This is a genomic window from Actinoplanes sp. NBC_00393, assembly GCF_036053395.1.
Taxonomy (GTDB): domain Bacteria; phylum Actinomycetota; class Actinomycetes; order Mycobacteriales; family Micromonosporaceae; genus Actinoplanes.
Genome location: NZ_CP107942.1, coordinates 7,090,407 through 7,116,080 on the forward strand (window position 1 = coordinate 7,090,407; position 25,674 = coordinate 7,116,080).

The following is a 25,674-nucleotide window of genomic DNA, read 5'->3' on the forward strand; positions in this document are numbered from 1 at the left end:
GCGTCGCCGCAAGCCTAGCCGCACCGTTCGAACCTCACTGGTTCCGCATGCGGTACGTCTTCGCCGCCGCCTCAATCCGCCGCTGGGTCCGCGTCCCCGGGGCCAGCGACTTCTTGATCTTCCCGTACACGTACAGCCCGCCGCCGATCGCGAGCGCGCCCATGACCAGGTAGAAGAGGAACGGCCCGATCAGGGAGCTGACCACCCAGCCCACCACGATCACGCCGGCGATCAGTGCCACCAGATATGCCACTGCCTTGCCCATCACGGCCTCCCGCCGTCGTAGCGTCGTCGCCGCTTTCCACCATGCCGTCTGGGCGCAAGGTCCCGCATCGGCCGTGCCCCCGATGCGTTCCCCTAAGGGTGGGCCGTTTCCCAATTCGCCGCAAGGTACCCATCAAGGGCGTATACCGCAGTTAAAGGGTGCAACTCCTGATATAGACCGCAACTTCCATCTCTGCGGGCGCGTTAGTGCTCCGAAGGATCCGCGGCGAAAGGACGACGGCGTGACCCTGCGGCAGATCCTGCGGCTGACCCCCTGGTCGGTCCGGCGACGGGTCTTCGAGGCGGTCGAGGAGCGCGTCCTGCCTCGCGTGGCAGCCGAACAGCGCCTGCGGATCGCTCGTACGCTGATGCCCCTCGGCCCGGTCCGGCTGCGCGGCGGGACCGGCGTGACCAGCCTGCGCATCCGCACCGCCGAAGGCGCCGTGACCGCTCGGGTGCGTGCCGAGGCCGACCCGGTCGAGGTCCGCCGGCACAACCTGAACCGGGTCGCGCAGGCGCTCGAACTGGCCGGCATCGACTGGTTCCGGGTGCCGACCCGCAATCCGGTGCGCACCGCGGTCGCCGTTCGCGAGGCCGATCGGCAGCAGGTCCTGCGGCTGCTCGGCAAGCTGATCGAGAGCGACCACGGGCGGCTCCGCCCGGTGACGCCGGGCGGCCGCAAGCGCCGGCGCGGGACCGGCGTGGTGGCGGTCTGCTGGCCGGTCACCGATCCCCGCGGCAGCATGCTCCTCGGCGCCGACTACGCCTGCGAGGTCGAGTTCTGGAGGGAGTCGGACGGCCGGTTGGTGGCCCCGCGCCGCAACCCGGTGGCCGACTCGATCCCGGCCGACGAGCCGGTCGTGATCGCCCCGGAGCCGGTGTTCGGCGCGTTCAGCTCCCCCGACGACCCGACCGGATACCGCACCCGCCAGGTCTTCACCGTGGTCGACCCGGACCGGATCGAGTTCCCGATCGACGTGGTCTACACCTGGGTGGACGGCGGCGACCCGGCCTGGCAGCGCCGCAAGGCCCGGGCGCTGGCCGGCAACTCCTGGGTCGACGAGATCAACACCCAGGCGGCCAACGACTCCCGGTACGCCAGCCGCGACGAACTCCGGTACTCGCTGCGCGCCCTGCACAGCTTCGCCCCGTGGGTACGCCGGGTCTTCCTGGTCACCGACGACCAGGTGCCGCCGTGGCTGGACCTGGCCCACCCCCGGATCACCGTGATCAGCCATCGGGAGGTGTTCGGCAGCACCGGCACCCTGCCGACGTTCAACTCGCAGGCGATCGAGTCGCGGCTGCACCGGATCCCCGGTCTGGCCGAGCACTTCCTGTACCTCAACGACGACGTGATCCTGGGCCGGCCGGTCACCCCGGACCTGTTCTTCACCCCGGGCGGGCTGACCAAGTTCTTCCCGTCCGGCGCACCGGTCGACACCGCGCCGCGCGGGCCCGCCGACCGGCCCGCCGACTCCGCCGCCAAGAACAACCGGCGGCTGATCGAGCAGGCGTTCGGCCGGGTGCTGACCCGCAAGATGATGCACACCCCGCACCCGTCGCGGCGCAGTGTGATCGCCGAGATCGAGGAGCGGTTCGCCGAGCACGTCACCGCCACCGCGGAACACCAGTTCCGGCACCCGGACGACATCTCGCTGCTCTCGTCGCTGCAGCAGTACTACGCGTACCTGACCGGGCGGGCCGCGCCCGGCCGGATCCGCTTCCTCTACACCGACCTGGCCCAGCCGAGCACACCGCTACGGCTGGCCCGGCTGCTGCGCAACCGCAACGTCGACGCGTTCTGCCTCAACGACGTGGACGTGCACAGCGCGGCGGTAGCCGACCAGGAGGCGCTGCTCGCCGAGTTCCTGCCGGCCTACCTGCCGTTCGCCTCCCCCTTCGAACTCCGGGTGCCGCAGCCCGCCACCGTCGCGCCGCGCGCGGTGGTACGCGTGCCCACCCCGCCCCGCCAGCCCCTCCCACCCACCGACGTGGCCCTGCCGCCCGTCGCCTGACACAAGGAGACTCCTGTGAGCTACGACGTCGTCATCCTCGGACTCGGGTACGTCGGGCTGCCGCTGGCGCAGCAGGCGATCCGGGCCGGCATGTCGGTGCTCGGCTTCGATGTCGACGAGCACGTGGTCCGCGCGCTCGGCGCCGGCCGGTCGCACGTGGACGACCTGAGCGACAAAGACGTGGACGAGATGCTGACCGGCGGGTTCGTGCCGACCACCGACGAGACGCTGATCGCGCACGCGCGTACCGCGGTGATCTGCGTGCCCACCCCGCTCTCCGAGGGTGACGGGCCGGACCTGCGGGCGGTCGTCGGCGCCACCTCGGCGGTCGGGCGCAACCTGCGGCCGGGGATGCTCGTGGTGCTGGAGTCCACCACCTACCCGGGCACCACCGACGAGGTGGTCCGGCCGCGGCTGGAGCAGCTCGCCGGGCTGACCGCCGGCATCGACTTCCACCTGGCGTTCTCCCCGGAGCGGATCGACCCGGGCAACGAGACGTACGGCGCGCACAACACCCCGAAGGTGGTCGGTGGCTACACGCCGGCCTGCACCGACGTGGCATCCCGCTTCTACGGCCGGTTCGTCGAGACGGTGGTCCGGACCCGTTCGACCCGGGAGGCGGAGACGGCCAAACTGCTCGAGAACACGTACCGCCACGTCAATATCGCCCTGGTCAACGAGATGGCGCGGTTCTGCCACGAACTCGACATCGACCTCTGGGACGTGATCCACGCGGCGTCCACGAAGCCGTTCGGCTTCCAGGCGTTCTACCCCGGCCCGGGCGTCGGCGGGCACTGCATCCCGATCGACCCGAACTACCTTTCGCACAACGTCCGCAGCAAGCTCGGCTACCCGTTCCGGTTCGTCGAGCTGGCCCAGGAAATCAACACCACCATGCCCGCCTATGTCGCCCGGCGCGCCCAAAATCTCCTCAATTCGGACGGCCAGGCGGTGCGCGGCGCCACCATCCTGCTGCTCGGCATCACCTACAAGGCCAACATCGCCGACCAGCGCGAATCCCCCGCCGCCCCACTCGCCCGCCACCTGGCCGCCCTCGGCGCCACAGTCGCCTACCACGACCCGCACGTGCGCACCTGGGACGTAGGCGGCGTCCCGGTCGAACGCACCGACGACCTCGAAGGCGCCACCGCCTCCGCCGACCTGGTCATCCTGGTCCAGAACCACCGCGAATACGACCCCGACCACCTGGCCCGCATCGCGAAGCGCTTCTTCGACACCCGCGGCGTCACCTCGGTCCGGGAAGCACACCGCCTTTAAGACCATGCGGGGTACGACCTAGCCCGCCCCCGCCGAATCCACCCCGTCCCGCCAAGCCAGGCGACCACCCAGGTGGTCCAGGCCCCAGCGCCCCCGCCGGGCTTAAGCATCACTCCGCCGCGCGCCTCCCATGCTTGAGCGCCAGCCGCACCCACCGGCTGGCGCTCAAGCACGCCGTGACAGCCCTGCTCCGCCGTGACAGCCCGTTCCGCCGTGACAGCCCGTTCCGCCCGTGACAGCCCTGTTCGGTGGCTCAGCGCCAGCCGAGCCCACCCGGCCGGCCGCCACGCAGGCAATCGCTGACTGCAATCCGTGCTTCAGCGGCGGCTGGGGGTGGTGAGCCGCCGCTCCCGCACGTAACCGGGACCGTATTCCATGGCTCAGCGCCAGCTGAGCCCACCCAGCTGGCCGCCACGCAGGTAATCGCCGCCCCATTCCATGGCTCAGCGCCAGCCGAGCCCACCCAGCTGGCCGCCACGCAGGTAATCGCCGCCCCATTTCATGGCTCAGCGCCAGCCGAGCCCGGTCGGCTGGCGTCTGGCCGGCTGAGCCCGGTCGGCTGGCGTCTGGCCGGCTGAGCCCGGTCGGCTGGCGTCTGGCAGGTTTGGGATCGCCTTCGGCGCTACGCGTGCGGTAGGGCGCGGCGGAGCGGGGTGGCGGTGTCCCGGTGGCGGAGGAGGTCGGCCAAGGTGGGCGGGTGCTCCGGGTCGATGAAGACGACCTGGGCGGTGGCGTGTTCGCGGGAGAGGCGGGCCAGGCGTTCGGCCAGGACGGTGTCCCAGGGGCGGTCGGGGCGGTGGCGGTGCCAGGTGTCCCGGTCCGGCAGGTATTCGATGACCAGGCCGGAGTTGCGGAGCAGCGAGAACGCGGGGTCGTCGGTCAGCACTACGGCTCGGTGGTCGGGTTCGACCAGGAGGCGGCGCTGCAGGGCTAGGACAAGGGAGCGCAGGCCGGGTAGGCCGAGGCCGATCGCCACGTAGAGATGGGTGGGCAGGGCCGGGCCGGCGGTCCGGGTCAGGCGCGGGACGGCGGGGACCCGGCTGCGCATTCGGCGGACCAAACCGCGCAGCAGCCGCGGTGAGGAATGCAAAGGGTCGCGGGCAAGGGTCACCAATGTGCGTCCGAGGCGGTAGGAACGGCTGGTCCGCAACCTGCGGGCGGACTCGCGTTGCTGGTCGCGTTCCTCGGCCAGGCTCTCGCAGCGGGAACGCCAGGCGTCGCGCTGCTGCTCGACCGTGCGCAGGCGGACCACGAGCGCTTGCAGGCGGGCCACCTCCTGCTCGCGGCCGGCCGGGTCTGCGGCGAAGACGGAGAGTTCGCTGGTGGAGTCGGACATGCTGGTCACGCTCCGGCAGAGGTCGAGGTCGGACGGGAAGACACGGAACCGGGCTGCGCCGGAGCCGGAAGCGCCCGGCTCGGCAGGTCAGCGGGCTGGGGTGCGGCCGGAAGAACCAGCTCCGCGGAGGGTTGCGCTGCGGCCGGCAGAGCCGGCTCGGCACCGGCTCGGGATGGCAGAGAAGGCTCCGCGGCGGGCTGGGGTACGGCCGACAGAGCCGGCTCCACGGCGGGCTGGGCTGCGGCTGGCTGGGCTGCTGTGGGCAACGCCGGCTCCCCGGAGGGCTGGGATGGCAGAGACGGCTCCGCGGCGGGCTGGGGGGCGGCCAGGCGAGGCTGGTCCGGCAGTGCTGGGGCTGGCAGGGCTGGGATGGCGCGGGCTGGGGTGCGCAGCGCTGGGGTGGCCACGGAGGCAGGCGAAGTGGGCAGCGCTGGGGTGGCTGTGGGCGCGGGTGGAGTGGGCAGCGCTGGGGTGGCTGTGGGTGCAGGTGGAGTGGGCAGCGCTGGGGTGGGTGCGGGTGGGGTGGGGACGGGTGGGGTGGGGACGGGTGGGGGTGGCAGGGGTGGGTCGGCCAGGCCTACCAGCCAGCGGGCTGCGGCGGCGGCGCCGTTGCCGAAGTGGACTTCGGTGCAGCGGTGGCTGAGGTTTGCGCGTACCCCGGGGTGGGTTGCCTGGTTGAGGGCGTGTGTCAGGTCGGGGCCGCCTGGATCCTCGACCATCAGGGCGGCTCCGGCGGCGGCCGCGAAGCGGGCCCGGCTGACCTGGTCGTCCCAGGCTTCGCGGTCGGGGATGAAGACCGTAGGGACGCTGAAGGCCAGCAGCTCGTGGAACGCGTTGTAGCCCGCCGCGCTGACCACCAGGTCCAGGCCTCGCAGGTAGCGGCTGATCGGGTAGAGCTTGACCGGGCGGGCACCGGGAAGTGGGGGCGCGGGCTCCGCGGCGGTGGCGGGCTCGGCCAGCAGCACCTGGAAGCCGGCCTCGGTCAGGTGCGCGACGACGCGTTCGGCGACGTCGCCCGGCGCCAGCTGGAGCAGGGCGGCCGGGCGGTCCGGGTCGAGGTCGAGGGCGGCGCGGGCGGCGTCGCGGTCGATCAGTTCGTGGCGGTCCAGGTACAGGATGGGCTCGACCGGATGGACGCGGGCGCGGTCGGCGACGGTCAGGCCCTCGTCGGCCGCGCCGGCGAACTCGCCGGGTTCCAGGATGCCGTCGAAGACCGCTCCGCGGTCGATCCACTCGGCGCCGGTGTCGCGGCGCCACATCGGGCGGCGTACCCAGACCCAGGTCACGTCGCGGCGGGCGGCCACCGCGGCCAGGACGCCGTCGTGCGGGACGCTGTCGACCGCCACGACGGCCGGGCGGTGCAGGTCGACCAGGTGTTCCAGCCGGCTGCGGACCAGCTCGGCCCAGCGCGCCGAGGGCAGCTGCAGCACGCCGAGGGACGGGATGTACTCGGTGAGGAAGCCCTCGCGGTGTGCCACCCAGGCGCCGTGCGACTGGGTGGCGACCACGGCCGGCGTCTCCGGTGGCAGCCGCCGCCCGATCGCCATCAGCCGGGACAGGTGTCCCAGGCCCACCCCGTTGTCGCTGACCAGCAGCACCCCACCGGACGGTCCGGAGTCCGGGCCGGGCTGCGGGCCGTCGATGACCGTGGGCGGGTGGACGCCGTGTTCGGCGAGGCGGGCCAGGTGGGACCGGGGCCCGAAGCGCTGTTCGACGAGGTCCCGGGCCTGCCGCGCCAGCACCCGGCAGCGGTCCGGGTCGTCGTAGAGCTGGTGGATCAGGGCGGTCACCCCGGCCGGGGCGGCGTAGAGCGCGGCGTCGCCCAAGACCGGCCGCAGGTGCTCGGCGGCGACCACCGGAACCCCGGCCGCCATCGCCTCGACGACGTTGCGGTCGAAGCCGCCGACCAGCGAGGGATCCGGGAAGTGCACGAAGAAATCGAGGCCGCGCAGGAACTCGGCGATGGTGAGGCGGCCCGGTTCGAGCAGCTCCCAGTTGTCCGGCTTGTGGCCGAGCAACTGCACCGCCGGTTCGCCGCCGAGCAGTCGTACCCGGAGGCTGGGGTTCTCCGGATAGGCCTGGAGCACCTCCTCGGCGGTCGCCGGCCACTGCGGCGGCCCGTGCCGGCCCAGGACCGGTACGCCCGCAACCGGCCCACCCCGCTCGGCCCACCAGTCGACGGTGTCGATGACCTCGTGCCAGTCGGTAGCCGCCAGCGGAACACCCTGCATCGCGGCCCGCACGCGCGGGCTCACCGGCGCCCATTCCAGCCCGGCGCCGAAGAGCCGTTCCAGCCGTTGCCGCAGTTCCGCCGGCTCGTCGAGGACCACGACCGTCCGGGCCGCCCGGATCCGGGGCAGCTCGGGGACCTCGCCGAGCAGGATCCGCGGCCGGTGGAGCACCAGCAGCCGCGCGTCGACCGGCTCACCGGCGTTCAGGTCGGCCAGACCGTCCCGGAGCAGTTCGACGATGAGCGGGTGAAATGGGCCTGGTCGCACCGGCACGAGCACCGTGGCGAGACCGGCGCGAGCCTGTACGCGTACCTCAGCCGCAATCCCCTCCCCCGGCTCCCGGAAGTCCGAAAGGATCGCCACGTCATGAGCGCTAGCGGTCACGCCGTCATCTCCGATCCTCGGTGCTCTACCCCGCGGACACAACGAACGGCGCTCACCCGGCGTCACGCTCCGTGCCACCCACCCGTTGATCAGGTGACGGCGAGATCAACCGGCGGGAGCCCATGCGCAGGCAGCACACGACACCGGACGCGTACGGAACCGGCCTGTTGGACCGGCAGTGGCGACGGCTCTTCGACACCGATCGCACCGCCCCCGCGGCGGCCGCGCTGCACACCCGGTCGGCCGGGGCGCGGACCCTGCTGGCGTACGCCGCCGCCCGCCGCCCGGTCGACGACCTGATCGCCGGCGCGCACGAGAGCCGGCTGTTCCCGGACGCCGACCCGTGGGCCCTCGGCGAGCTGGCCCGGGTGATCGCCGGTCAGGACCTGTTCCCCGAGGACCGCGCCGACGGCCTGGCCCTCTTCGACTCGCTGCTGCGCACGTTCGGTACCGCGGGGGTGGCCCGGGAGCATCAGGGGTTGCACGCCCAGCTGGCGTTCGCGGCCGGCGACCACGGCCGGGCCGCGAAGCTGCTCGCCGACTGCCCGGACCTCCCGGAGCCGGTACGCGACGCGCTGACCGTGGACCTGAGCAGCAAGGACGACTGGCCGTCACGGTTCAACGGGCTGCTGCCGGGTCCCGGGATCACCCTGGACGCCGCCGACGGTGGGCCGCCGTTCGACCGGATCCGCTCGAACCACGCGCCCCGGCGGGGTTCGCCGCACCGGGTCACCACGATCGTCACGACGTACCGGCCGGGGATCGCGCTGCTCACCGCGGTTCGTTCGCTGGTGGCGCAGAGCTGGACCAATCACGAGATCCTGGTGGTCGACGACGGGTCCGGGCCGGAGTTCGACGTGGTGCTGGGACGGGCGGCCGCGCTCGACCCGCGGGTCCGGGTGCTGCGGATGCCGGAGAACGGCGGCGCCTACCGGGCCCGCAACGCCGGCCTGGACGCGGCGAGCGGCACGTTCGTCACCTTCCAGAACTCGGCCGACTGGTCGCACCCGCTGCGGCTGGAACGCCAGGTGGCGCCGCTGCTCGCCGACGACGCGCTGGTGGCGACCACGGCGGCCGGAATTCGGGTGACCGAGGACCTGGTGCTGACCCGGCCGGGATTCCCGGAGCTGCGGTCCGGCAACCTGTCGGCGCCGATGGTGCGCCGCGAGGTGGCGCTGGCCCGGCTCGGCTATCTGGACACGGTCCGGCAGGGGGCGGACGCCGAATATCTGGACCGGATCCGCGCGGTCTTCGGGCCGGACGCGGTACGGCATCTCGGTGACGAGCCGCTGGCCCTGATCCGGGTCGGTTCCCACTCGCTGTCCGGCACGGACACCGCTCCCGGGTGGAGGCATCCGGCGCGGTACGCGTACACCTCCGCTTTCGCCGCATGGCATGCCCGGGTCGCGGCAGGAGCTGCCGACCCGGTGCGGCCGCGCTCGCCGCAGTCCCGCGCTTTCGCGGCGCCACGCCGGCTCACCGGCGAGCCCGCGCGGTCCACCTACGACGTGATCCTGGCGGGCGACTGGACCGCCCGCGGCGACGTGGCCTGGCCGGCGAGCGAACGGGTACGCGCCCTCGCCGTCCCCGGCCGTGCCGTGGCCCTGCTCCACCTAGCCGGGCTGGCCGCACCCGCCGATCTGGATCCGGCGCTCCAAGAACTGATCAATTCCGGTCGCGTGGACCAGGTCATGCTCGACGACGAGGTGTCCGCCCGGCTGGTCGTGGTGCACGGCCCCGGCGTCCTGGCGTTCGCGCCCGGAACCGCCGCCCGGATCCGGGCCGACCGGGTGGTCGTCGAGGCCGACCCGGAGTGGGTGGGCGCGGCCGGGCCGTGCGCGGCCGAGGCGTACCGGTTGTTCGGGGTGGTGCCGCACTGGGCGCCGGCCGGACCGGCCGAGCGTGCCGCGCTGGCGGACGGGCCGCTCGGCACCCGGCCGGCGCCCGCCGACCTGCCGGGCACGGTGAACCTGGGCCGCTGGCGCCTGCACCGCCCGGGGCCGCGCTCGGACCGGCCGGTGCTCGGCCGGATCTGCCGGACCGAGCCGGAACTGCGGACGTTGCCGGACGCCACCTGCCTCGACGTACGCGTCCTCGATCGCACCCGCGCGAGGTACCGCCCGCCGCAGAGTTGGCTGGTCTACCGGCCGTCCGACGTCGACACCCGGGTGTTCCTGCACCAGCTCGACTTCTATCTGCACTTCCCCGCCGAGGACTCGCCGGTGGTGGCCGTACCCGAGCTGGTGATCGCGCTGGCCGCGGGCTGCGTCCCGGTGCTGCCGGACCGGTACGAGCCGCTCTTCGGGACGGCGGCCGTCTACTGCGGCCCGGACCAGGTGGCTGCCGTCGTGACCGACCTGCACAGCCGTCCGGAGGACCTGGGCGCACAGCGGGCCCGCGGCCTCGACCTGGTCCGCCGGGCCCACCATCACGACCGGTACGCGGAGGCGATCGCGAAGCTGGGGTAGCAACCGAACAGCGACGGCCGGACACCCGTCCGGTGATCAAGGAAGCAGCGGGAGCTCCGAAGAGAACGGCGAACCTGGCGATGAGCCAGGCGCCGTACTCCGAAAGGGCTCCCTGTGCGCTCGCTGCTCCGTCGTCTCGCCCTGGTCGCCGTCGCCCCCGCCGCGCTCGTCGGCGCGACACTGCTCGCGACCCCGGCCGAGGCGGCGCCGGTCGCCGTGAACACCCTGCAGGCCGACATCAACCGCCTCACCAACCAGCAGCGCAAGGCGCACGGCTGCCCGGCGGTCACGGTCAACGCGGCGCTCACCAGGGCGGCCCGGGGCCACAGCGCGTACATGGCGACCACCGGCAGCTTCAGCCACACCGGCCGGGGCGGCTCGCGGTTCGCCACCCGGGTGAAGGCGGCCGGCTACACCAAGCCGGCCAGCGAGAACATCGCCTGGGGCTACCGTTCCGGCGCCGAGGTGGTCAAGGGCTGGATGAAGAGCCCGGGACACCGCGCCAACATCCTGAACTGCAAGGTCAAGAAGGTCGGCGTGGGCGCGGTGTACGCCAAGAACGGCACGCCGTACTACACCCAGAACTTCGGTTACTGACCTTCACTCACCGGGCCAGGGCAGCTCGGCGTCCAGGAAGGGCGCGACGAGCAGGGCGTACGCCTCCGTCAGGTGATGACTGTCCCGGTAGACCAGCGTGTTGCCGACCACCATCGGGCACCGGTCGGCGCAGAGCCACGGCACCGGGTCCACCGTCGGGATGCCGGCCGCCTCCCCGGTCTCCTGCTGGATCTGCCGCCACACCGGATCCCGGATCACCTCGGTGGCCGGGTCGGCGCAGTCGCTGATCCGCTCGACCTCTGCGGTGAGGCAGTCGGCCGGGTCCTCGGCGAAGATCGGCGTGTCGGCGAGCAGCGTGACCGCCCCGGCGTGCCGCTTCAGCGTGGCCAGGGTGCGTTCCCAGCCGGTCCGCCACACCGCGTCCGGGTCGGCCGGATCGCCGAACAGCAGCGGCCGGTAGTTGATGCTGGACGAGACCACCACGTAGTCCGGCTTCAGCTTCCCGATCCGGTCCAGGATCTCGGTACGCCAGGTGTCGCACTCCCGGTACCGCTGCCCGGCCCGCCGCTCGAGGATGTCCATCTCGGCCGGGCTGCAGGCGCTGCGGGTCCAGTTGACCAGCCGCCAGCCGCGCCGCTTCGCCATCTGGTCGAAAGCGGGGAACCACTGCAGCGCGTGCGAGTCACCGAACAGGACCACGGTCCGCTTTCCCTGCCGGTCGCCATAGACGCAGTCGCTCTTCGGCTGGAACGAGCCGGTCAGCCCGACCTGGCAGCCGTCCCGCTGCGGGGCCAGCTTCTGCTTCAGCGCCTCGGCGATCCGGGGCGTCAGGTTCTCCGGCAGCCGCTCGGCGTTCGTGCCGGCCACGATCTGGCGCCGCAGCTCGGCGGCCGGATCGGCGGCCCGGTCCACGGCCTGCCGGGTGTCGGGCATGGCGTCGCCGGTCGGCACCTGCGGCGGGACGAGCAGGCCCAGTGCGGCCACGACCGCGGTGGCGGCGGAGAGGCCCAGTCCGAGGAACAGGCCGCGGCGTGGGCGGACCGACCAGCAGCGGTGGTAGCGGACCGGGTTCTCCAGCAGGTGGTGGCTCAGCACCGCCAGGCCGAGAGCGGCGGCCGCGAATCCGGCACGGGCCGGCAGACCGGCGGGGGCGAAGAACAGCAGCGGCCAGTGCCACAGGTACCAGCCGTACGACATCCGGCCGACCCAGCGCATCGGGGCGGCCTCCAGGAGACGGTTGCCGCCGGCCGCGATGATCGCCACGGCGCCGAGCACCGGGAGCAGCGCGGCCGTACCGGGGAACGGTGTGCCCTCGTCGAAGACCACCGCGCCGATGATGATCGCGGCGCAGCCGGCCCAGGCCAGCGCAGGCCGGCGGCGCGGCCGCCCGGTCACCACCAGCGCCAGCAGCGCGCCGGCGCCCAGCTCCCAGGCCCGGCTCAGCGAGCCGAAGTACGCCCACGGCGCGGCCCGCTCCAGCTCGTGCAGGCTCCACGCGAACGAGGCGACTGAGATCCCGGTCAGCACGGTGAGCGGCACCCACCGGCGGCGCAGGCCACAGAGCGCGAGCACGCCGATCAGGACCGGCCAGACCAGGTAGAACTGCTCCTCGACGGCGAGCGACCAGAAGTGCTGGAACGGCGACGGCGCCTCGCCGGCGAAGTAGTCGGTGCCGGTGTCGGCCAGGCGCAGGTTCACCGTGTACGTCGCGGCGGCCAGGGCGTCCCAGGCGTACCCGGCGAACCGCACCGGCGGGGCCCAGAGCCAGGTCGCGGCCAGGGTCGCCACGGTCACCAGGGTGGCGACCGGCAGCAGGCGTACCGCCCGGCGGGCGTAGAAGCGGGGCAGGTCGAGACGGCCGGTGGCGGCCAGCTCCCGGCGCAACAGCGAGGTGATCAGGAAGCCGGAGATGACGAAGAAGACGTCGACCCCGATGAACCCCCCGGCCACCCCCGGTACGCCCACGTGCGCGAGCACGACGAGCAGCACCGCGACGGCGCGCAGGCCCTCGATGTCCCCCCGGTACGGCGGATGGCCGGCAGTGCCGGGCGGACGGACGCTCTCCCGGGCGAGGGTGGTGGTCATCGGGTCAGCTGCGGGGCCATCGCCGGCGGACGGGCGTAGGACAACACCGCGTGCCGGCCGAGCACCTCGCCCTGCAGGGTGAGCCCGTCGAACCGCTCGGTCCACGCGGCCAGCGCGGCCTGCTCGTCCTTGCGGCCGGCGTCGTCGAGCACGATGGTCGCCTCGGCGGCGAGCCGCTTCTCGATCACGTGCAGCGCCGGGAACCGGGCGTCCGGGCCGGTCGCCTCGGGCGGGCCGTCGATCAGCACGAAGTCGACGTCGTGCAGGTCGGCCAGCGCCTCCGGGTCGTACCACGGGTACTCGCGGCCGTCGATCTCAACCGGGGTGAGCGGCGCGTCGCGTACCTCGGCCACCCCGGTGAGACCGTGGGTGACCAGGGATTCGCGGGTCCGGCCGGCGTACCCGGCGTCGTGATCCAGCGAGATGAGCCGGCCGCCGATCTGCTCCAGCAGGTACCCGATCCACACCGTCGACGTGCCGCTGCCCAGCTCCAGCACGCAGCGCGGCTTGCGGGTGCGGATCAGGTGGAGCAGGTCCAGCAGACCGGTCGGGGTCAGCGCGAACTGGCCCGACGGCGGCATCGGCGCCCGCGGCACGAAGCCCTGGAAGAGCTGCACGGTCGCCTCGAACTCGCGGGGCAGAGTGAGCATCTGCGCGGTGCCGGCCTTGCGGTCGGTGACCTGCCGGAGCCGGGTCATCGCCTCGGTCAGCTCCAGGTAGCGGTCGCCGGCGGTGAGCCGCTCCCGTTCCACTGCGGCGACCAGCCGGCGCTGCATCTGCTCGACCGTGGTCCGCAGGTCCCGCTGCGCGGCGAGCCCGGCCCGCTGCATCCGGGCCAGCCGGCGGAACACCGCAAGCAGGACCGCCAGGGTCACCCCCGTCAGCAGCGCGAGCAGGGCGATCGCGACCTGCGGGAAGCCGGTGAGCGCGGTCACCACCGAGCCGGCGCAGAGGAGGCCGACCAGCGCCAGGGCGGCCACCCGGGGCTTGGTCAGGCGCGGCGTCTTCCGGCGAAGTCGCCGGCCGACGCGGGACAGGTGACTCATGCGGCACTCCTCATCGACGGGGTCTCCCCTGGCGTAAACGTCGCTGGTCCCGGGGCCGTTACGCCTCGATCGCGGCGGTCCGCTGAGCCGGCGCGCCGGCCGCCGCGCGAGCCAGGACGGCGATCCGGTCGGCCAGCGCCGCGGGCTGGTGGGCACGGGCGATCGCGGCCCGGGCCCGGCGGCTGCGTACGGCGTACCGGCGCGGGTCGGCCTGGAACCGCCGGATCACCTTGGGCACGTCGGCGGGCCGGCAGGCCACCGCGGCGTCACCGAAGGCGTCCGCGAGCCGCTCCGGCACGAGCACGAGGCAGCCGGTCGCCGCGGCGTCCAGCGCCGGCCGGGACAGCAGCTCGGCGGCCTGGTCCGAGGGGAAGTGCAGGTAGAAGTCGAGCTGGGCGGCGAAGGTCCGTGGGTCCAGGTCGGCCGGCTCGTAGACCAGCCAGGACGCGGGCACGGCGGCCGGGCGGTGCGGCGTCTCCGGCAGGCGCAGCCGCACGTCGGCGTTGCGACAGCGCCGCAGCACGGCGAGCGCGTCGGCCAGGTCGCCGGGCCACTCACCCGCGTCACACAAGTCGGTGCCGATCACCGGTACGCCCGTCGCGCTCGGCAACGGCCGGGAGATGTCCTGGGGCTCGACGACTACCGGTAGGTCGTACCCGGTCAACTCCACGTCGTCGCCCAACCCCGCCCGGATCCCGGCGTCCTGTGGGCACCACAGCGGCGGCACCCCGAAGAGCCGCTCGGCCGCCGACCCGACCGCCGCCACCGTGTACCGGCGATCGCTGCCGTCCCGCCGGGCCGGCGCCCGGTCCGCGACGATCAGCAGCCGCCGCGCCCGGACCCCGCAGTCCCCCTCGGGAGCGAACTGCAGCACCTCGGGTTGCCGGACCACCAGCACCCCGGCGTCGACCCGGTCGCTCTCCAGCACCTGCTCCAGACGGCCCGCGTTGATCAGCCGCTGCACGCCCGGGCTCAGCCCCTGGCGCTGCTGGTGCACCGAGCGCAGCGCCTCCAGGTGCAGGATCGCCACCGACAGACCGGCCCGGCGCAGCGCCTCGATCTCCGCGATGGCGAACCGCTGGGTGCCGGTCAGGAACCGCCAGTCGGCGGCCACCACTACGTCGTACGCCCGCTCGGCGGACCGCCCGGTCAGATGGGCCGGCACCGCGAACCGGCGGCCGGCGCCGTCCCGCTCCCGGTGCAGCGGCTCGCCGGAGGCATGCCAGCAGCGGTACGCCGAGATGTACGCGAGCCGCGCCGGGTGCATCCAGTGCGCGCGGATCTCCGACCGGGACAGCGACCCCTCGGAGAGCCGGATCAACGCCAGCGCCTTGGCCACCCGCCGGACTGACCGGGGCCCGAACGCCGCGCGGATCCGCTCCAGGTACTCCGAGTCGGCGGCCTTGCGTACCGAGTCGAACCAGCCGATCCTCCGGTGCACCGCCTCCCGCCGGAACAGCAGCGAGGACAGGTTGGTCCGGCCGCGCCGGATGCCGGGACGGGTCATCACCAGCTTGTCGGTGACGCTGATCCCGTCCGAGACGGACGCGACCACGCCCGGGTCCTTGAACAGCGGCCGCAGCTGCAGCTCGATCCGGCGCGGGTGGGACCAGTCGTCCGAGTCCTGGAAGGTGATGAACTCGCCGTGCGCCGCCGCCAGTCCGGCGTTGCGCGCCGCGTAGGTGCCGGCGTTGGCCGCCGACCGCAGCACCCGGACCCGGTCGTCCAGCGCCTCGGCCTCGGCCAGGACGCTGTCGTGCTCGGCCGGCGACGCGTCGTCGACGATGATGATCTCGAGGTTCGGCCAGGACTGCGCCAGCACCGAGCGGACCGCGGTGAGCAGGGCCGGACCCGGGCGGTACGCGGTGATCACGACCGAGACCTGGTGCTCGGCGGGCTCCACCGGGCGGTCCACGGTCGCGGTCAGCCGGTCGAACGGCACCTGTTCGGGGGCCGGCAGCAGTTCGGGCGCCGGGTCGGGGAAGAGACCGCCGAACCGGGCCAGCCAGGTCTCCTCGGGCACCTGGGAGCCGGCGTACGGGTTCGCCAGATCCACCTCCAGCGTCTCCCGTGCCGCCCGGGGAATCCGCCGGTACCCGTTGAGCAGCTCCTTCGCCTGGGTGGGGCCCTGCCAGGCGTACGTCAGCTGGGTGTGCAGGGTCTGGTGTGCCGCGGGTATCGCCCGCGTGCCCAGAGCGGCCCGGATCAGGCTGTAGAGGGCCAGCGCGTCGTCCCGGTCGGTGGGCAGGTCGTCCTGGAGCGCGACGGTCTGCGCGAGGCCGGCGAGCAGCGCCGGATCGACCCGGCGGCGGATCCGGCGCAGCCGGCGCACGTCACCGGTCCGGGCCGCCGTCAGCAGCTCCTCGAACGTGATGCCGGCGCCGCAGGCCGCGCGGGCCAGCAGCCGGCGGGCCGCCACCGAACGGTTCCGCATCACGGCGAGCGGGAGGGAGATCTCCACCCCCGGTCCGGCAAGGGTGACGTGATCGTCCAGCAACGCCACCGGCTGTGCCTCAGCCATCGACTCTCCGTCCGTGCCCGGCAATGTCGATCAGCACAACTCCGGGCACCAGCCTTCGGTGACGCGCAGCGATCTTGAATGGCTGACGCCCAATGCTGCCTCAGCGTCCGGAAGGCAGCACTGACCGTCAGCCGGAGGTACCCGGCTGACGGTCAGTGTCGCTTCGACGGCCGGGATACGACCCTGGGCGTCAGCCGGGTTTACACCGCGGCCAGGACGGCGGCTTCGACGCGGGTCCGGTCGGCGGCGTCGGACCAGGCGCCGACCAGGTAGAACGCGTCGACCACGTCACTGCCGAGGGTGGAGATGCGGGCCGCCCGGATCTCCGCGCCGGCCTCGTCGAGGGCGGTGGTCACCCGGTACAGCAGGCCGGGCGAGTCGGCGGCGCGCAACTCCAGCACGACCGCGTCGGTGGCCACGTCCCGCTGCCACACCACCCGGGGCGAGGCGGTGCCACCGCGGGCGCTCATCGCCCGGGCACGCACCCGCTGGGTCACCGAGACGTCGCCCGAGGCGACACGGCGCAGGTCAGCGGCGAGAGCGACCGGATCGTACGGCGACCCGTACCGCGGCGACGTGTAGAACTCCACGATGGCCCGACCGTCCACGGTCGAGGTGTTCGCGGCGACCACGTCCAGCCGGTGCATGGTCAGGCAGGCCGTCACCCCGGCCAGCAGCCCCCGCCGGTCGGCCGCTGCCACCGCCACCCGGTCACCGTCCAGGTGGACCACCGGCAGGCCGCCGTCCAGCAGCTCCGGATCGGGCCGGGGTGGCTCGGGCAGCGCGCCGCTGTCCAGCGCGGTGTGCACCTTGGCGACCAGCTCGGCCATCAGCCGGCCCTTCCAGTCCGACCAGGCGGCCGGTCCGGTGGCGTGCGAGTCGGCCCGGGCCAGGGCGTGCAGCAGGTCCAGCGTGGCCGCGTCGCCGACCGCCCCGGCCACCGCGGAGATGGTCTTCGGGTCGCTCAGGTCGCGCCGGGTCGCCACATCCGGCAGCAGCAGGTGCAGGCGGACCATCTTCTCGATGGTCGCCACCTCGGCCGCCGGCAGGCCGATCCGGGCGGCGATCTCGGCGGCGATCGGGGCGCCCACGATGCTGTGGTCGCCCGGCAGGCCCTTGCCGACGTCGTGCAGGAACGCGCCGAGCAGCAGCAGGTCGGGCCGATCCACCTCGCGGGTGAACCGGGTGGCCTCGTAGGCGGCCTGCACCAGGTGCCGGTCCAGGGTGTACCGGTGGATCGGGTGGTGCTGCGGCAAGCTACGCATCCGGGCCCATTCGGGAAGCCAGGCGTCGATCAGTCCGTACCGGTCGCAGGTCTCCCAGGCGGCCAGCAGACCGGAGCCGGAGCCGAGCAGCGACACCAGCGCGGCGCGGGCCGCGGGCGGCCACGGGGTGGGCAGCGGCGGGCAGAAGGCGGCGAGCCACTCGCAGGTGGCCCGGGCGATGGGCAGTTGCACGGTCGCGGCGGCCGCCGCCACCCGCAACGAGAGGCTGGGATCCGGGACCGGGCCGATCGCGGTCCGGGCGAGCACCAGCTCGCCGTCCTGCTCCACGACGTCACGCGCGATCGGGCGCCGGGCCGGGGTGGCCGGCGGGCCACCGCGCCGCCGGCCGCTGCGCAGCCGGTCGATGGCACGCCAGGCGTCGTCAACGGCATGAGCGACGGTACGGGCATCGCCCGCCACCCGCCGCAGAAGGTTGTCCGGGTCGTCGATCTCGAGCAGGTCGGCGACGGCCTTGCGCTCCTGGGCGACGAGCCGGTCCACCCGGCGGCCGACGGCCAGGTGCAGGGCGTCCCGGGTGTCGAGCAGGCGCAGGTAGGCAGCGCGTACCGCGGGTCGCATGTCGGCGATGCCGGCCCGGCCGATGCCGCGCAGCAGCGTGACGTCGCGCAGCCCGCCGGCCGCCTCCTTGAGCTCGCCCTCGAGCAGGAAGGCCAGCTCCCCGTGCGTCGTCCAGCGGGTCGTGGTGAGCTCCCTGAGCTGCGGCATCAGCCGCACCGCGGTACGCCGCCACTGGTCACCGGCGGCCGCGATCAGCTCGCCGGAGAGGGCCGCGTCGCCGGCCACGTGCCGGGCGTCGAGCAGTCCGAGCGAGACTTTCACGTCGTCGTGCGCGACCGAGAGCGCCTCGGGCAGGGTGCGTACCGAGTGGTCCAGGCCAAGCCGGGCGTCCCAGATCGGATACCAGAGCGAGGAGGCGATCCGGTCGATCCCGGCCGTCCCGTTGTGCAGGAGGACCAGGTCGAGGTCGCTGTAGGGCGCGCAGTCCCGGCGGCCCAGGCCGCCGACCGCGATCAGGCTGACGCCGCTGAGGTGGGCCGGGAACAGGGTCCGCAGCCAAGCATCGAGCGCCGCCGCCCGCTCTTCGCGGGCGGCAGCGCCGATGTGTTCCTTGAGTTTGTCGAGTGAGCCACCGGCCGCAGGACGGGCCGGCGGGGCCGGGGGCTCACTCAACGGGTTCGTCATGTCGGTTGCGGCGTCTACAGGGCGTCGAGGCCGCGCTCGCCGGTCCGGACCCGGACGACCTCGTCCACCGAGGTCACCCAGACCTTCCCGTCACCGATCTTCCCGGTCCGCGAGGCGGTGATGACGGCGTCGACGATCTTCTCCACGTCGATCTCGTCGGTCAGCACCTCGACCTTGATCTTGGGCAGGAACTCGACGGTGTACTCGGCGCCCCGGTACACCTCGGTGTGGCCCTTCTGCCGGCCGTAACCCTGTACCTCGCTCACGGTGAGCCCGGCGACGCCCAGGGCGTGCAGAGCCTCCTTCACCGCGTCGAGCTGGTACGGCTTGATGACGGCGGTCACCAGCTTCATGCTCAGTCCTTCCATCGGTGCAGCCATCAGAATTTAACCGGAGATCTTCTCGCTGACCGGGGAAGACTCCTCAGCCGGCGCGCTGGCGGGCTTGATACCGGCCATCGCGAAGGCACCACCGCCGCCGCTGCCGCCGGCCGGGGACAGGTCGTAGCCGCTCTCCGCGTGCTCGGCGAGGTCGATGCCGTCGATCTCGGCCTCCTTGGAGACCCGGAAGCCGATCGTCTTCTGGATCGCGAAGCCCAGGGCGAACGCGACGACGAAGGAGTAGACGGTGACGATCAGGGCGCTGAGCGCCTGGATGCCGAGCTGCTTGACGCCGCCGCCCATGAACAGGCCGTCGTTGGCGACCAGCGCGTTGACCTCGCTGCTGCCGAACAGGCCGATCCAGAGGCAGCCGATCCAGCCGCCGACGAAGTGCACGCCGACCACGTCGAGCGAGTCGTCGTAGCCCAGCTTGTACTTCAGCGAGACCGCCAGGGCGCAGACCGCGCCGGCCACCAGGCCGAGCAGGGTGGCGGCCCAGGGGGCGATGAAGGCACAGGCCGGGGTGATGGCGACCAGACCCGCGATGGCGCCGGAGGACGCGCCGACCAGGGTGGGCTTGCCGTCGCGGATCTTCTCCACGATGAGCCAGCCGAGCACCGCAGCGGCCGTGGCGACCTGGGTGTTGATGAACGCCAGACCGGTGATGCTGTCGGCGGTCAGCTCGGAGCCGGCGTTGAAGCCGAACCAGCCGAACCACAGCAGACCGGTGCCGAGCGCGACCAGCGGGATGTTGTGCGGCTTCATCGCCTCACGCGGCCAGCCGGCCCGCTTGCCGAGCACCAGGACCAGAGCGAGAGCCGCGGCGCCCGCGTTGATGTGCACCGCAGTACCACCGGCGAAGTCCAGCGCGCCGAGGTCGTAGATGAAGCCACCGCCCCAGACCCAGTGGGCGACCGGGAAGTAGACCAGGGTGGCCCACGCGCCGGCGAACAGCAGCCAGCCGCTGAACTTGGTGCGGTCGCTGATCGCGCCGCTGATCAGGGCCACCGTGATGATCGCGAACATCATCTGGAAGGCCATGAAGACGTAGAGCGGGATACCGGTGCCGCTCGGGTTCTCCGCGGTGGCGCCCCACAGGTCGCCCTCGCCGAGGAAGGTCTTGGTGCCGAGGTAGTCACCGATGTTGCCGATGACACCGCCCTGGTCGGTACCGAAGGCCAGGGAGAAGCCGTAGAAGAGCCAAAGTACGGAGACGAGCCCGATGGCGCTGAAGCTCATCATCATCATGTTCAGTACGCCCTTGGACCGGTTCAGGCCGCCGTAGAACAGCGCCAGTCCAGGGGTCATGAGCAACACGAGTGCGGTGGAGACGAGCAGCCACGCGGTGTTGCCAGTATCAATCGTCGGTGCTTCAGGCACGCTGGCCTCCTAAAGTAGGAATCCCTCCCTCGCGGCGCAGCGTGGCGGCATCGCCCCTGGCCGGATGCGGCGAAGCTTTCCGCTCCGCTGTTTCGCGCATGGTCTTCGCGCGATTACCGGCGAGTGACGGCGTGTTTCCGACGTGTGAAGAAACTCTCACAGCCCCTCAGCGGAGCGCGTACTCCAGGGTGTGGCGCTCGTAGTCGAGCAGGCGCAGATCCCGCATCGGGCGGCGCAGGTGGCCCTTGTGCACGATCCGCACGAAGGCCGGGTCACCGGCCGCGGCCATCCGCCGAATGCCCTCGACGTGGTCGACGATCCGTTTCCTTATGGTCCGCACCAGCCGGTGGCGGTCCCGCGGGATCAACCCGTACGCATCCGCGAACAGGCGCAGCCGGCGGGGCCGGTTGGGCCGTTTCCAGCCCAGTGTGTACGAATCCCGGTCGCTGAACAGCGGCACCCAGGTCCACGCCGCGTACGCCACGTCGTAGAGCCGTGAGCCGGGCGACGCGAGATCGAAATCAATGAGGGCGAGAGTGCCGTCCGGCCGCCAGACCACGTTGTGCGGTGCCGCGTCGTGGTGGCAGATCACCTCGGTGTCCGGCGGCGGCGGCCCGAACGAGCGCCAGACCGAGCCGGGCGGAGGAACGAAACCGTACTGCGCGTCATGGAACATCCGCAGCATGGTGGCGACCGTGACCAGCGCCTCCTCGGTCACCCAGTGCGGGGCGAGAGGATATTCACCGCACTCGCCGTCCAGGTAGGAGAGGACCTCCCGGCCCTTCTCGTCCATGCCCAGGGCGTGCGGCGAACCGGTGAAGCCGACCCGCTCCAGATGGTTGAGCAGCGCGTGCACGGCCGGTGTCCAGGGGCCCGCGTTGCGCCGGACCGTGTCGCCGATCCGGGAGACCGTGCTGACGTTGCCACCGTGCAGCGGAATCTCGCGCACCGGCTCCTGCGTCACTCACGGCCTCCCAAACCCGATCGAATACCTCCGCCGAGCCTACGCGTCCCCACCAAGGAGGGCTTCGACGAAGGCCTCCGGCTCGAACGGCGCCAGGTCGTCCGGACCCTCGCCGAGACCGACGAGTTTGACCGGAATTCCCAGCTTGCGCTGCACGGCGATGACGATGCCACCCTTCGCGGTGCCGTCCAGCTTGGTGAGCACCACACCCGTGACATCCACCACCTCAGTGAACACCCGGGCCTGCTCGAGTCCGTTCTGTCCGGTCGTGGCGTCGAGCACGAGCAGCGTCTCGTCGACCGGGCCGTGCTTCTCCACCACCCGCTTGACTTTGCCGAGCTCGTCCATCAGGCCGACCTTGTTCTGCAGGCGCCCGGCGGTGTCCACCAGCACGGTGTCCACACCGACGTCGATGCCCCGCTTCACCGCGTCGAACGCCACACTGGCCGGATCACCGCCCTCCGGTCCGCGGACCGTCTCGGCGCCGACCCGCTCACCCCAGGTCGCCAGCTGCTCGGCGGCGGCGGCCCGGAAGGTGTCGGCCGCGCCGAAGAGCACGGTGCGCCCGTCGGCGATCAGCACCCGGCCGATCTTGCCGCAGGTGGTGGTCTTGCCGGCGCCGTTCACGCCGACCACCAGCATCACCGCCGGGCGGCCGTCGTGCGGCTCGGTCTTCAGGCTGCGGTCCAGGTCGGGTTCCAGGGCCGCGACGAGCTCCTCCTTGAGTTGCTCACGGACCTCGGTGACGGTACGGCTGCCGAGAACCCGGACCCGCTCACGCAGCCGCTCGACGATCACCTGGGTGGCCTCGACCCCGACGTCCGCGGTGATCAGGCTGTCCTCGATCTCCTCCCAGTCGTCCTCCTCCAGGTGATCCCGGGACAGGACGCTGAGCAGGCCACGGCCGAGCGCGTTCTGTGACCGGGCCAGCCGGGCCCGCAGCCGCACCAGGCGGCCGGCGGTGGGAGCCGGCCTCTCCAGCTCCGGCTCGGCGACGACCGGTTCCTCGACCACCGGCGGTTCGACGACCACCGGCGCCTCGGCCGGCTTCTCGATGAGCGGCGGAAGTTCCTCCTCGACCGGCGGCACCTGGACCGGCGGCCGCTCCAGGGTGGTGGTCGAGCCCGAGGTGGGTGGCGGCGGGAGCTCACGGCGGCGCATCCTCGGCACCACCAGCCCGACCGCGCCCACCACCAGGACGACGAGCAGGATCACTGCGGCGACCACGTATTCCATGCCCGAATCCTGACAGATGAGCCGTCCGGCCGTGGCGTGGGCCACGCACTGGCGGTTCCGGCCCGCGGTGGCGGAGGATGGGGCACCCCCTTGACGAGAGCGTGGAGGATCCCCCCGGTGACCGCACAACTGCTCATCGGCCCGGTGCTGCGCCGCGTCGTCGGCGACAGCGCCACCCTGTGGCTGGAAACCAGCGAGCCCGCCGAGGTGCGGGTCGAGGTGGACGGCGGGGGCGCCGGCTCCGCACCGACCTTCTCGGCGTACGGCCACCACTACGCACTCGTGATCGTGACCGGGCTGGTCCCGGACTCGGCGAACGCGTACCGGGTCACCCTGGACGACCGGGTCGTGTGGCCGGCGGCCGATTCGCCGTACCCCGACCCGGTCCTTCGCACCCGGGCCACCGACGACCGTGACCAACCGGTCAGCCTGGTCTTCGGCTCCTGCCGGGAGGCGACCCCGGAGGCGACCCGGCGGCGCCTGCCGCCGGACGCCCTGGACGCCTTCGCCCGGCGCCTGATGGCCGACCCCACCGCCCACCCCGACCTGCTGGTGCTGCTCGGCGACCAGGTGTACGCGGACGAGCCGTCCAAGAAGGTGCGCCGGTTCCTGCGCCATCGCCGCCGCAACGGCCACCAGGGCCCGCCGGACCAGGTCGTCACCTTCGAGGAGTACACGAAGCTCTACCTGGAGTCGTGGCGCGACCCGGAGGTGCGGTGGCTGTTCTCCACCGTGCCGAGCGTGATGATCTTCGACGACCACGAGCTGATCGACGACTGGAACACCTCGGCCTCCTGGCGCGCCGACATGGCACAGCAGTCCTGGTGGCGGGAGCGGATCTCCGGCGGTCTCGCCTCGTACTGGATCTACCAGCACCTCGGCAACCTGAGCCCGGACGAGCTCGCCGCCGACCCGCTGTTTCAGAAGGTGAGCATCGCGGACGACGCCACCGACCTGATGCGCGATTTCGGGCGCCGGGTGGACGAGCCGGAGTCGGCGGAGAACACCGACCAGCCGTACCAGTGGAGTTTCGCGCTCGACCTCGGCCGGACCCGGCTGGTCGTCCTGGACAACCGGTGCAACCGGGTGCTGACGCCGGGCGCGCGGGCCATGCTGCCGGCCGCCGAGTGGAACTGGTTCCTGGACCGGGCGCACGGTGATTACGACCACCTGGTGATCGGCTCGTCGCTGCCGTGGCTCATGCCGCCCGCCATCCACCACCTGGAGGCGTGGAACGAGCGGGCTGCCGAGTCGCACCAGCCCCGGACGGCCGCCTTCGGCGAGAAGGTACGCCGGGCGTTCGACCTGGAGCACTGGGCGGCGTTCGGGAAGTCGTTCAACGCGCTCGGCGAGCTCTTCCGGCGGCTCGGCGAGGGTGGGCCGGACGCGCCGACCGGGCGGGTGGGCGCCGGTGGGGCGTACGCGGCGCCGGCGTCGATCAGTGTGCTCTCCGGGGACGTGCATCACTCGTACGTGGCCCGCGCCGACTTCGGGCACGCCATGGCCACGCCGGTGATGCAGCTCACCTGCTCGCCGATCCACAACGAGGTGCCCGCACCGATGCGCCCGCTGATGCGGATCAGCTGGTCCCGGGCGGTGGCCCGGATCGCCCGGGGGCTGCCCAAGGCGGCCGGGGTGCGCAAGCCGATGCTGCGCTGGAAGCGGCTGGCCGGGCCGTACTTCGGCAACGCGGTGGGCACGCTGCGCCTGCACGGCCAGGTCGCGACCGCCCGGATCGAGGGCACCACCAAGGACGGCGAGCTTTATCAGGTGGCCTCGGTCGACTACCGCCCGCAGAATGTGCGGCGATGACTACCTGGACCGCGCCCGAGGCGCACCGCGAGAACGAACCGATGACCGGCGACGAGCGCGCCATGCTGCAGGGCTGGCTGGACTATCACCGGCAGACCCTGCTGGGCAAATGCGCCGGCCTCACCGCCGACCAGCTCAAGACCGCCAGTGTCGAGCCGTCCAATCTGACGCTGCTCGGCCTGGTGCGGCACATGACCGAGGTGGAGCGCGCCTGGTTCCGGCAGCGTGCCGCCGGCGACGCCGGGCTGCGCGACCCCTACAGCTCCCCGGACAACCGGGACGGCGACTTCGACGACGTGCCGCAGGCCGACGCGGAGGCCGACTTCACCGCCTTCCTGGAGGAGCTGAAACTGGCCGACGCCGCGGTGGCCGACCTGCCGCTGGAGAGCGAGTTCGAGGGCCGGCGGGGCCCGATCAGCCTGCGCTGGGTCTACCTCCACATGATCGAGGAGTACGCCCGGCACAACGGCCACGCCGACCTGCTCCGCGAACGCATCGACGGCGCCACCGGCTTCTAGCTTCACCGGGTCGGGGTCCGCTTCTCGGTTCCGGCTTCTTCGGGGTACGGGCTACGCCGCCCCGCCGAAGTCGTGCCCGTTCCGCCGCACCACGCGGCCCAGGCACCGGGTCCCGGCCCGCAGCGCGGCCGCCGGGCTCACCCTGCCGGTCACGCTCAAGGCCACCCCTGCGCCGGGCGGCCGTGGTTCGTGCGCGACCAGCTGGATAAGCCCGGCGGCCGCGCCGACTGCCGTGCCCCGGCTGCCGGCTCGCGGGGAACGGCGGGAACGGCCACGACTTCGGCGGGGCGGCGTGACGCGTACCCCCGAAAGCGCGTGACCCAAAGGCAGACGCTGACCCCTCGCTTCGGATGCGGCGACCCGACGGCTCAGGCGGGCACAAAGGCTGCTCCCTAGCGGCCGGCCTCGGCCCCGAGAGATGACCGGATCGACGGGTGACAGCGCCAACGCGCGGCCGGGGCCGCTGTTTCGGCCTGTTCGATCAGCGAGCCGCCCGCCAGCGTTGCCTGCCGCGCTGTGAGACAGACCCGCCGTGCGGCCGAGTGATCAACTGAGCCCGAAACGAGGCCTCAGCCGCCCGGTAGCGTGGTCAACCGCGGCCCGTCAGCCGTTCGGATCAGGCCGCCCCGCGGCGCGGGTGCGCCGCCCGCATTGCTGGTTGACGGTGAGGCCGGCAGGGCCGGTGGAGAGCCGCAAGTCACAGCCAGGCCCGTATTTTTAGGCTTGTCGA

General features: G+C 72.7%; 17 protein-coding genes. 6 read left to right on the top strand and 11 right to left on the bottom strand.

Features of this window, described 5'->3' with window-relative positions; genetic code table 11:
• Positions 1-34 precede the first annotated feature (34 nt).
• The gene (locus tag OHA21_RS32795; RefSeq protein ID WP_328461532.1) at positions 35-265 is read right to left on the bottom strand and encodes a hypothetical protein; all 231 of its coding nucleotides are present in this window, start codon (positions 263-265) and stop codon (positions 35-37) included.
• A gap of 241 nt (positions 266-506) precedes the next feature.
• On the opposite strand from OHA21_RS32795, the gene OHA21_RS32800 reads away from it, so the two are divergent.
• Together OHA21_RS32800 and OHA21_RS32805 are read left to right on the top strand one after the other, a co-directional pair.
• Positions 507-2,279 (top strand): stealth family protein, encoded by a 1,773-nt coding sequence (locus OHA21_RS32800; RefSeq protein WP_328461534.1) that lies wholly within the window; start codon positions 507-509, stop codon positions 2,277-2,279.
• A 15-nt stretch (positions 2,280-2,294) separates the two neighbouring features.
• Positions 2,295-3,557, top strand: a complete 1,263-nt coding sequence (locus OHA21_RS32805; protein WP_328461536.1) for a nucleotide sugar dehydrogenase — start codon at positions 2,295-2,297, stop codon at positions 3,555-3,557.
• Between the two features lie 622 nt (positions 3,558-4,179).
• Here the strand turns inward: OHA21_RS32805 and OHA21_RS32810 are convergent.
• Together OHA21_RS32810 and OHA21_RS32815 are read right to left on the bottom strand one after the other, a co-directional pair.
• Entirely contained in the window at positions 4,180-4,893 is a 714-nt protein-coding gene (locus OHA21_RS32810; protein ID WP_328461538.1) for a hypothetical protein, read from the bottom strand.
• Between the two features lie 5 nt (positions 4,894-4,898).
• A complete protein-coding gene (locus OHA21_RS32815; RefSeq protein ID WP_328461540.1) occupies positions 4,899-7,508 on the bottom strand; it encodes a glycosyltransferase in 2,610 nt (869 codons plus the stop codon).
• Between the two features lie 122 nt (positions 7,509-7,630).
• On the opposite strand from OHA21_RS32815, the gene OHA21_RS32820 reads away from it, so the two are divergent.
• Both OHA21_RS32820 and OHA21_RS32825 read left to right on the top strand, forming a co-directional pair.
• Positions 7,631-9,976 carry a glycosyltransferase family 2 protein gene (locus OHA21_RS32820; protein ID WP_328461542.1) on the top strand — a complete coding sequence of 782 codons (2,346 nt, stop codon included), beginning with the start codon at positions 7,631-7,633 and terminating at the stop codon, positions 9,974-9,976.
• A gap of 114 nt (positions 9,977-10,090) precedes the next feature.
• Positions 10,091-10,573, top strand: a complete 483-nt coding sequence (locus tag OHA21_RS32825; RefSeq protein WP_328461544.1) for a CAP domain-containing protein — start codon at positions 10,091-10,093, stop codon at positions 10,571-10,573.
• Between the two features lie 3 nt (positions 10,574-10,576).
• Here the strand turns inward: OHA21_RS32825 and OHA21_RS32830 are convergent, their stop codons facing one another.
• From OHA21_RS32830 to ftsY, 8 genes are all read right to left on the bottom strand, one after another.
• Positions 10,577-12,619 carry an acyltransferase family protein gene (locus OHA21_RS32830; protein WP_328461546.1) on the bottom strand — a complete coding sequence of 681 codons (2,043 nt, stop codon included), beginning with the start codon at positions 12,617-12,619 and terminating at the stop codon, positions 10,577-10,579.
• Complete coding sequence (locus OHA21_RS32835; protein WP_328461548.1) at positions 12,616-13,665, bottom strand: class I SAM-dependent methyltransferase; 1,050 nt, start codon at positions 13,663-13,665, stop codon at positions 12,616-12,618. Before OHA21_RS32835 ends, OHA21_RS32830 begins: the two co-directional genes overlap by 4 nt.
• Positions 13,666-13,723: 58 nt before the next feature.
• Positions 13,724-16,186: a glycosyltransferase family A protein gene (locus OHA21_RS32840; protein ID WP_328461550.1), complete on the bottom strand. Its 2,463-nt coding sequence runs from the start codon at positions 16,184-16,186 to the stop codon at positions 13,724-13,726.
• Between the two features lie 200 nt (positions 16,187-16,386).
• The gene (locus OHA21_RS32845; protein WP_328461552.1) at positions 16,387-18,654 is read right to left on the bottom strand and encodes a [protein-PII] uridylyltransferase; all 2,268 of its coding nucleotides are present in this window, start codon (positions 18,652-18,654) and stop codon (positions 16,387-16,389) included.
• 14 nt (positions 18,655-18,668) lie between these two features.
• Positions 18,669-19,007, bottom strand: a complete 339-nt coding sequence (locus OHA21_RS32850; protein WP_328461554.1) for a P-II family nitrogen regulator — start codon at positions 19,005-19,007, stop codon at positions 18,669-18,671.
• Positions 19,008-19,040: 33 nt separating this feature from the next.
• Positions 19,041-20,414, bottom strand: coding sequence for an ammonium transporter (locus tag OHA21_RS32855; protein ID WP_328461556.1), 1,374 nt, complete (start codon positions 20,412-20,414; stop codon positions 19,041-19,043).
• Between the two features lie 166 nt (positions 20,415-20,580).
• Entirely contained in the window at positions 20,581-21,378 is a 798-nt protein-coding gene (locus OHA21_RS32860) for an aminoglycoside phosphotransferase family protein (RefSeq protein WP_328461558.1), read from the bottom strand.
• A gap of 39 nt (positions 21,379-21,417) precedes the next feature.
• Positions 21,418-22,614 carry a signal recognition particle-docking protein FtsY gene (ftsY, locus tag OHA21_RS32865; protein WP_328461560.1) on the bottom strand — a complete coding sequence of 399 codons (1,197 nt, stop codon included), beginning with the start codon at positions 22,612-22,614 and terminating at the stop codon, positions 21,418-21,420.
• Between the two features lie 117 nt (positions 22,615-22,731).
• Here ftsY and OHA21_RS32870 point away from each other — a divergent pair, with 117 nt between their 5' ends.
• Positions 22,732-24,426, top strand: a complete 1,695-nt coding sequence (locus tag OHA21_RS32870; RefSeq protein ID WP_328461562.1) for an alkaline phosphatase D family protein — start codon at positions 22,732-22,734, stop codon at positions 24,424-24,426.
• Complete coding sequence (locus OHA21_RS32875; protein ID WP_328461564.1) at positions 24,423-24,944, top strand: DinB family protein; 522 nt, start codon at positions 24,423-24,425, stop codon at positions 24,942-24,944. Before OHA21_RS32870 ends, OHA21_RS32875 begins: the two co-directional genes overlap by 4 nt.
• The last annotated feature ends 730 nt before the right edge of the window (positions 24,945-25,674 follow it).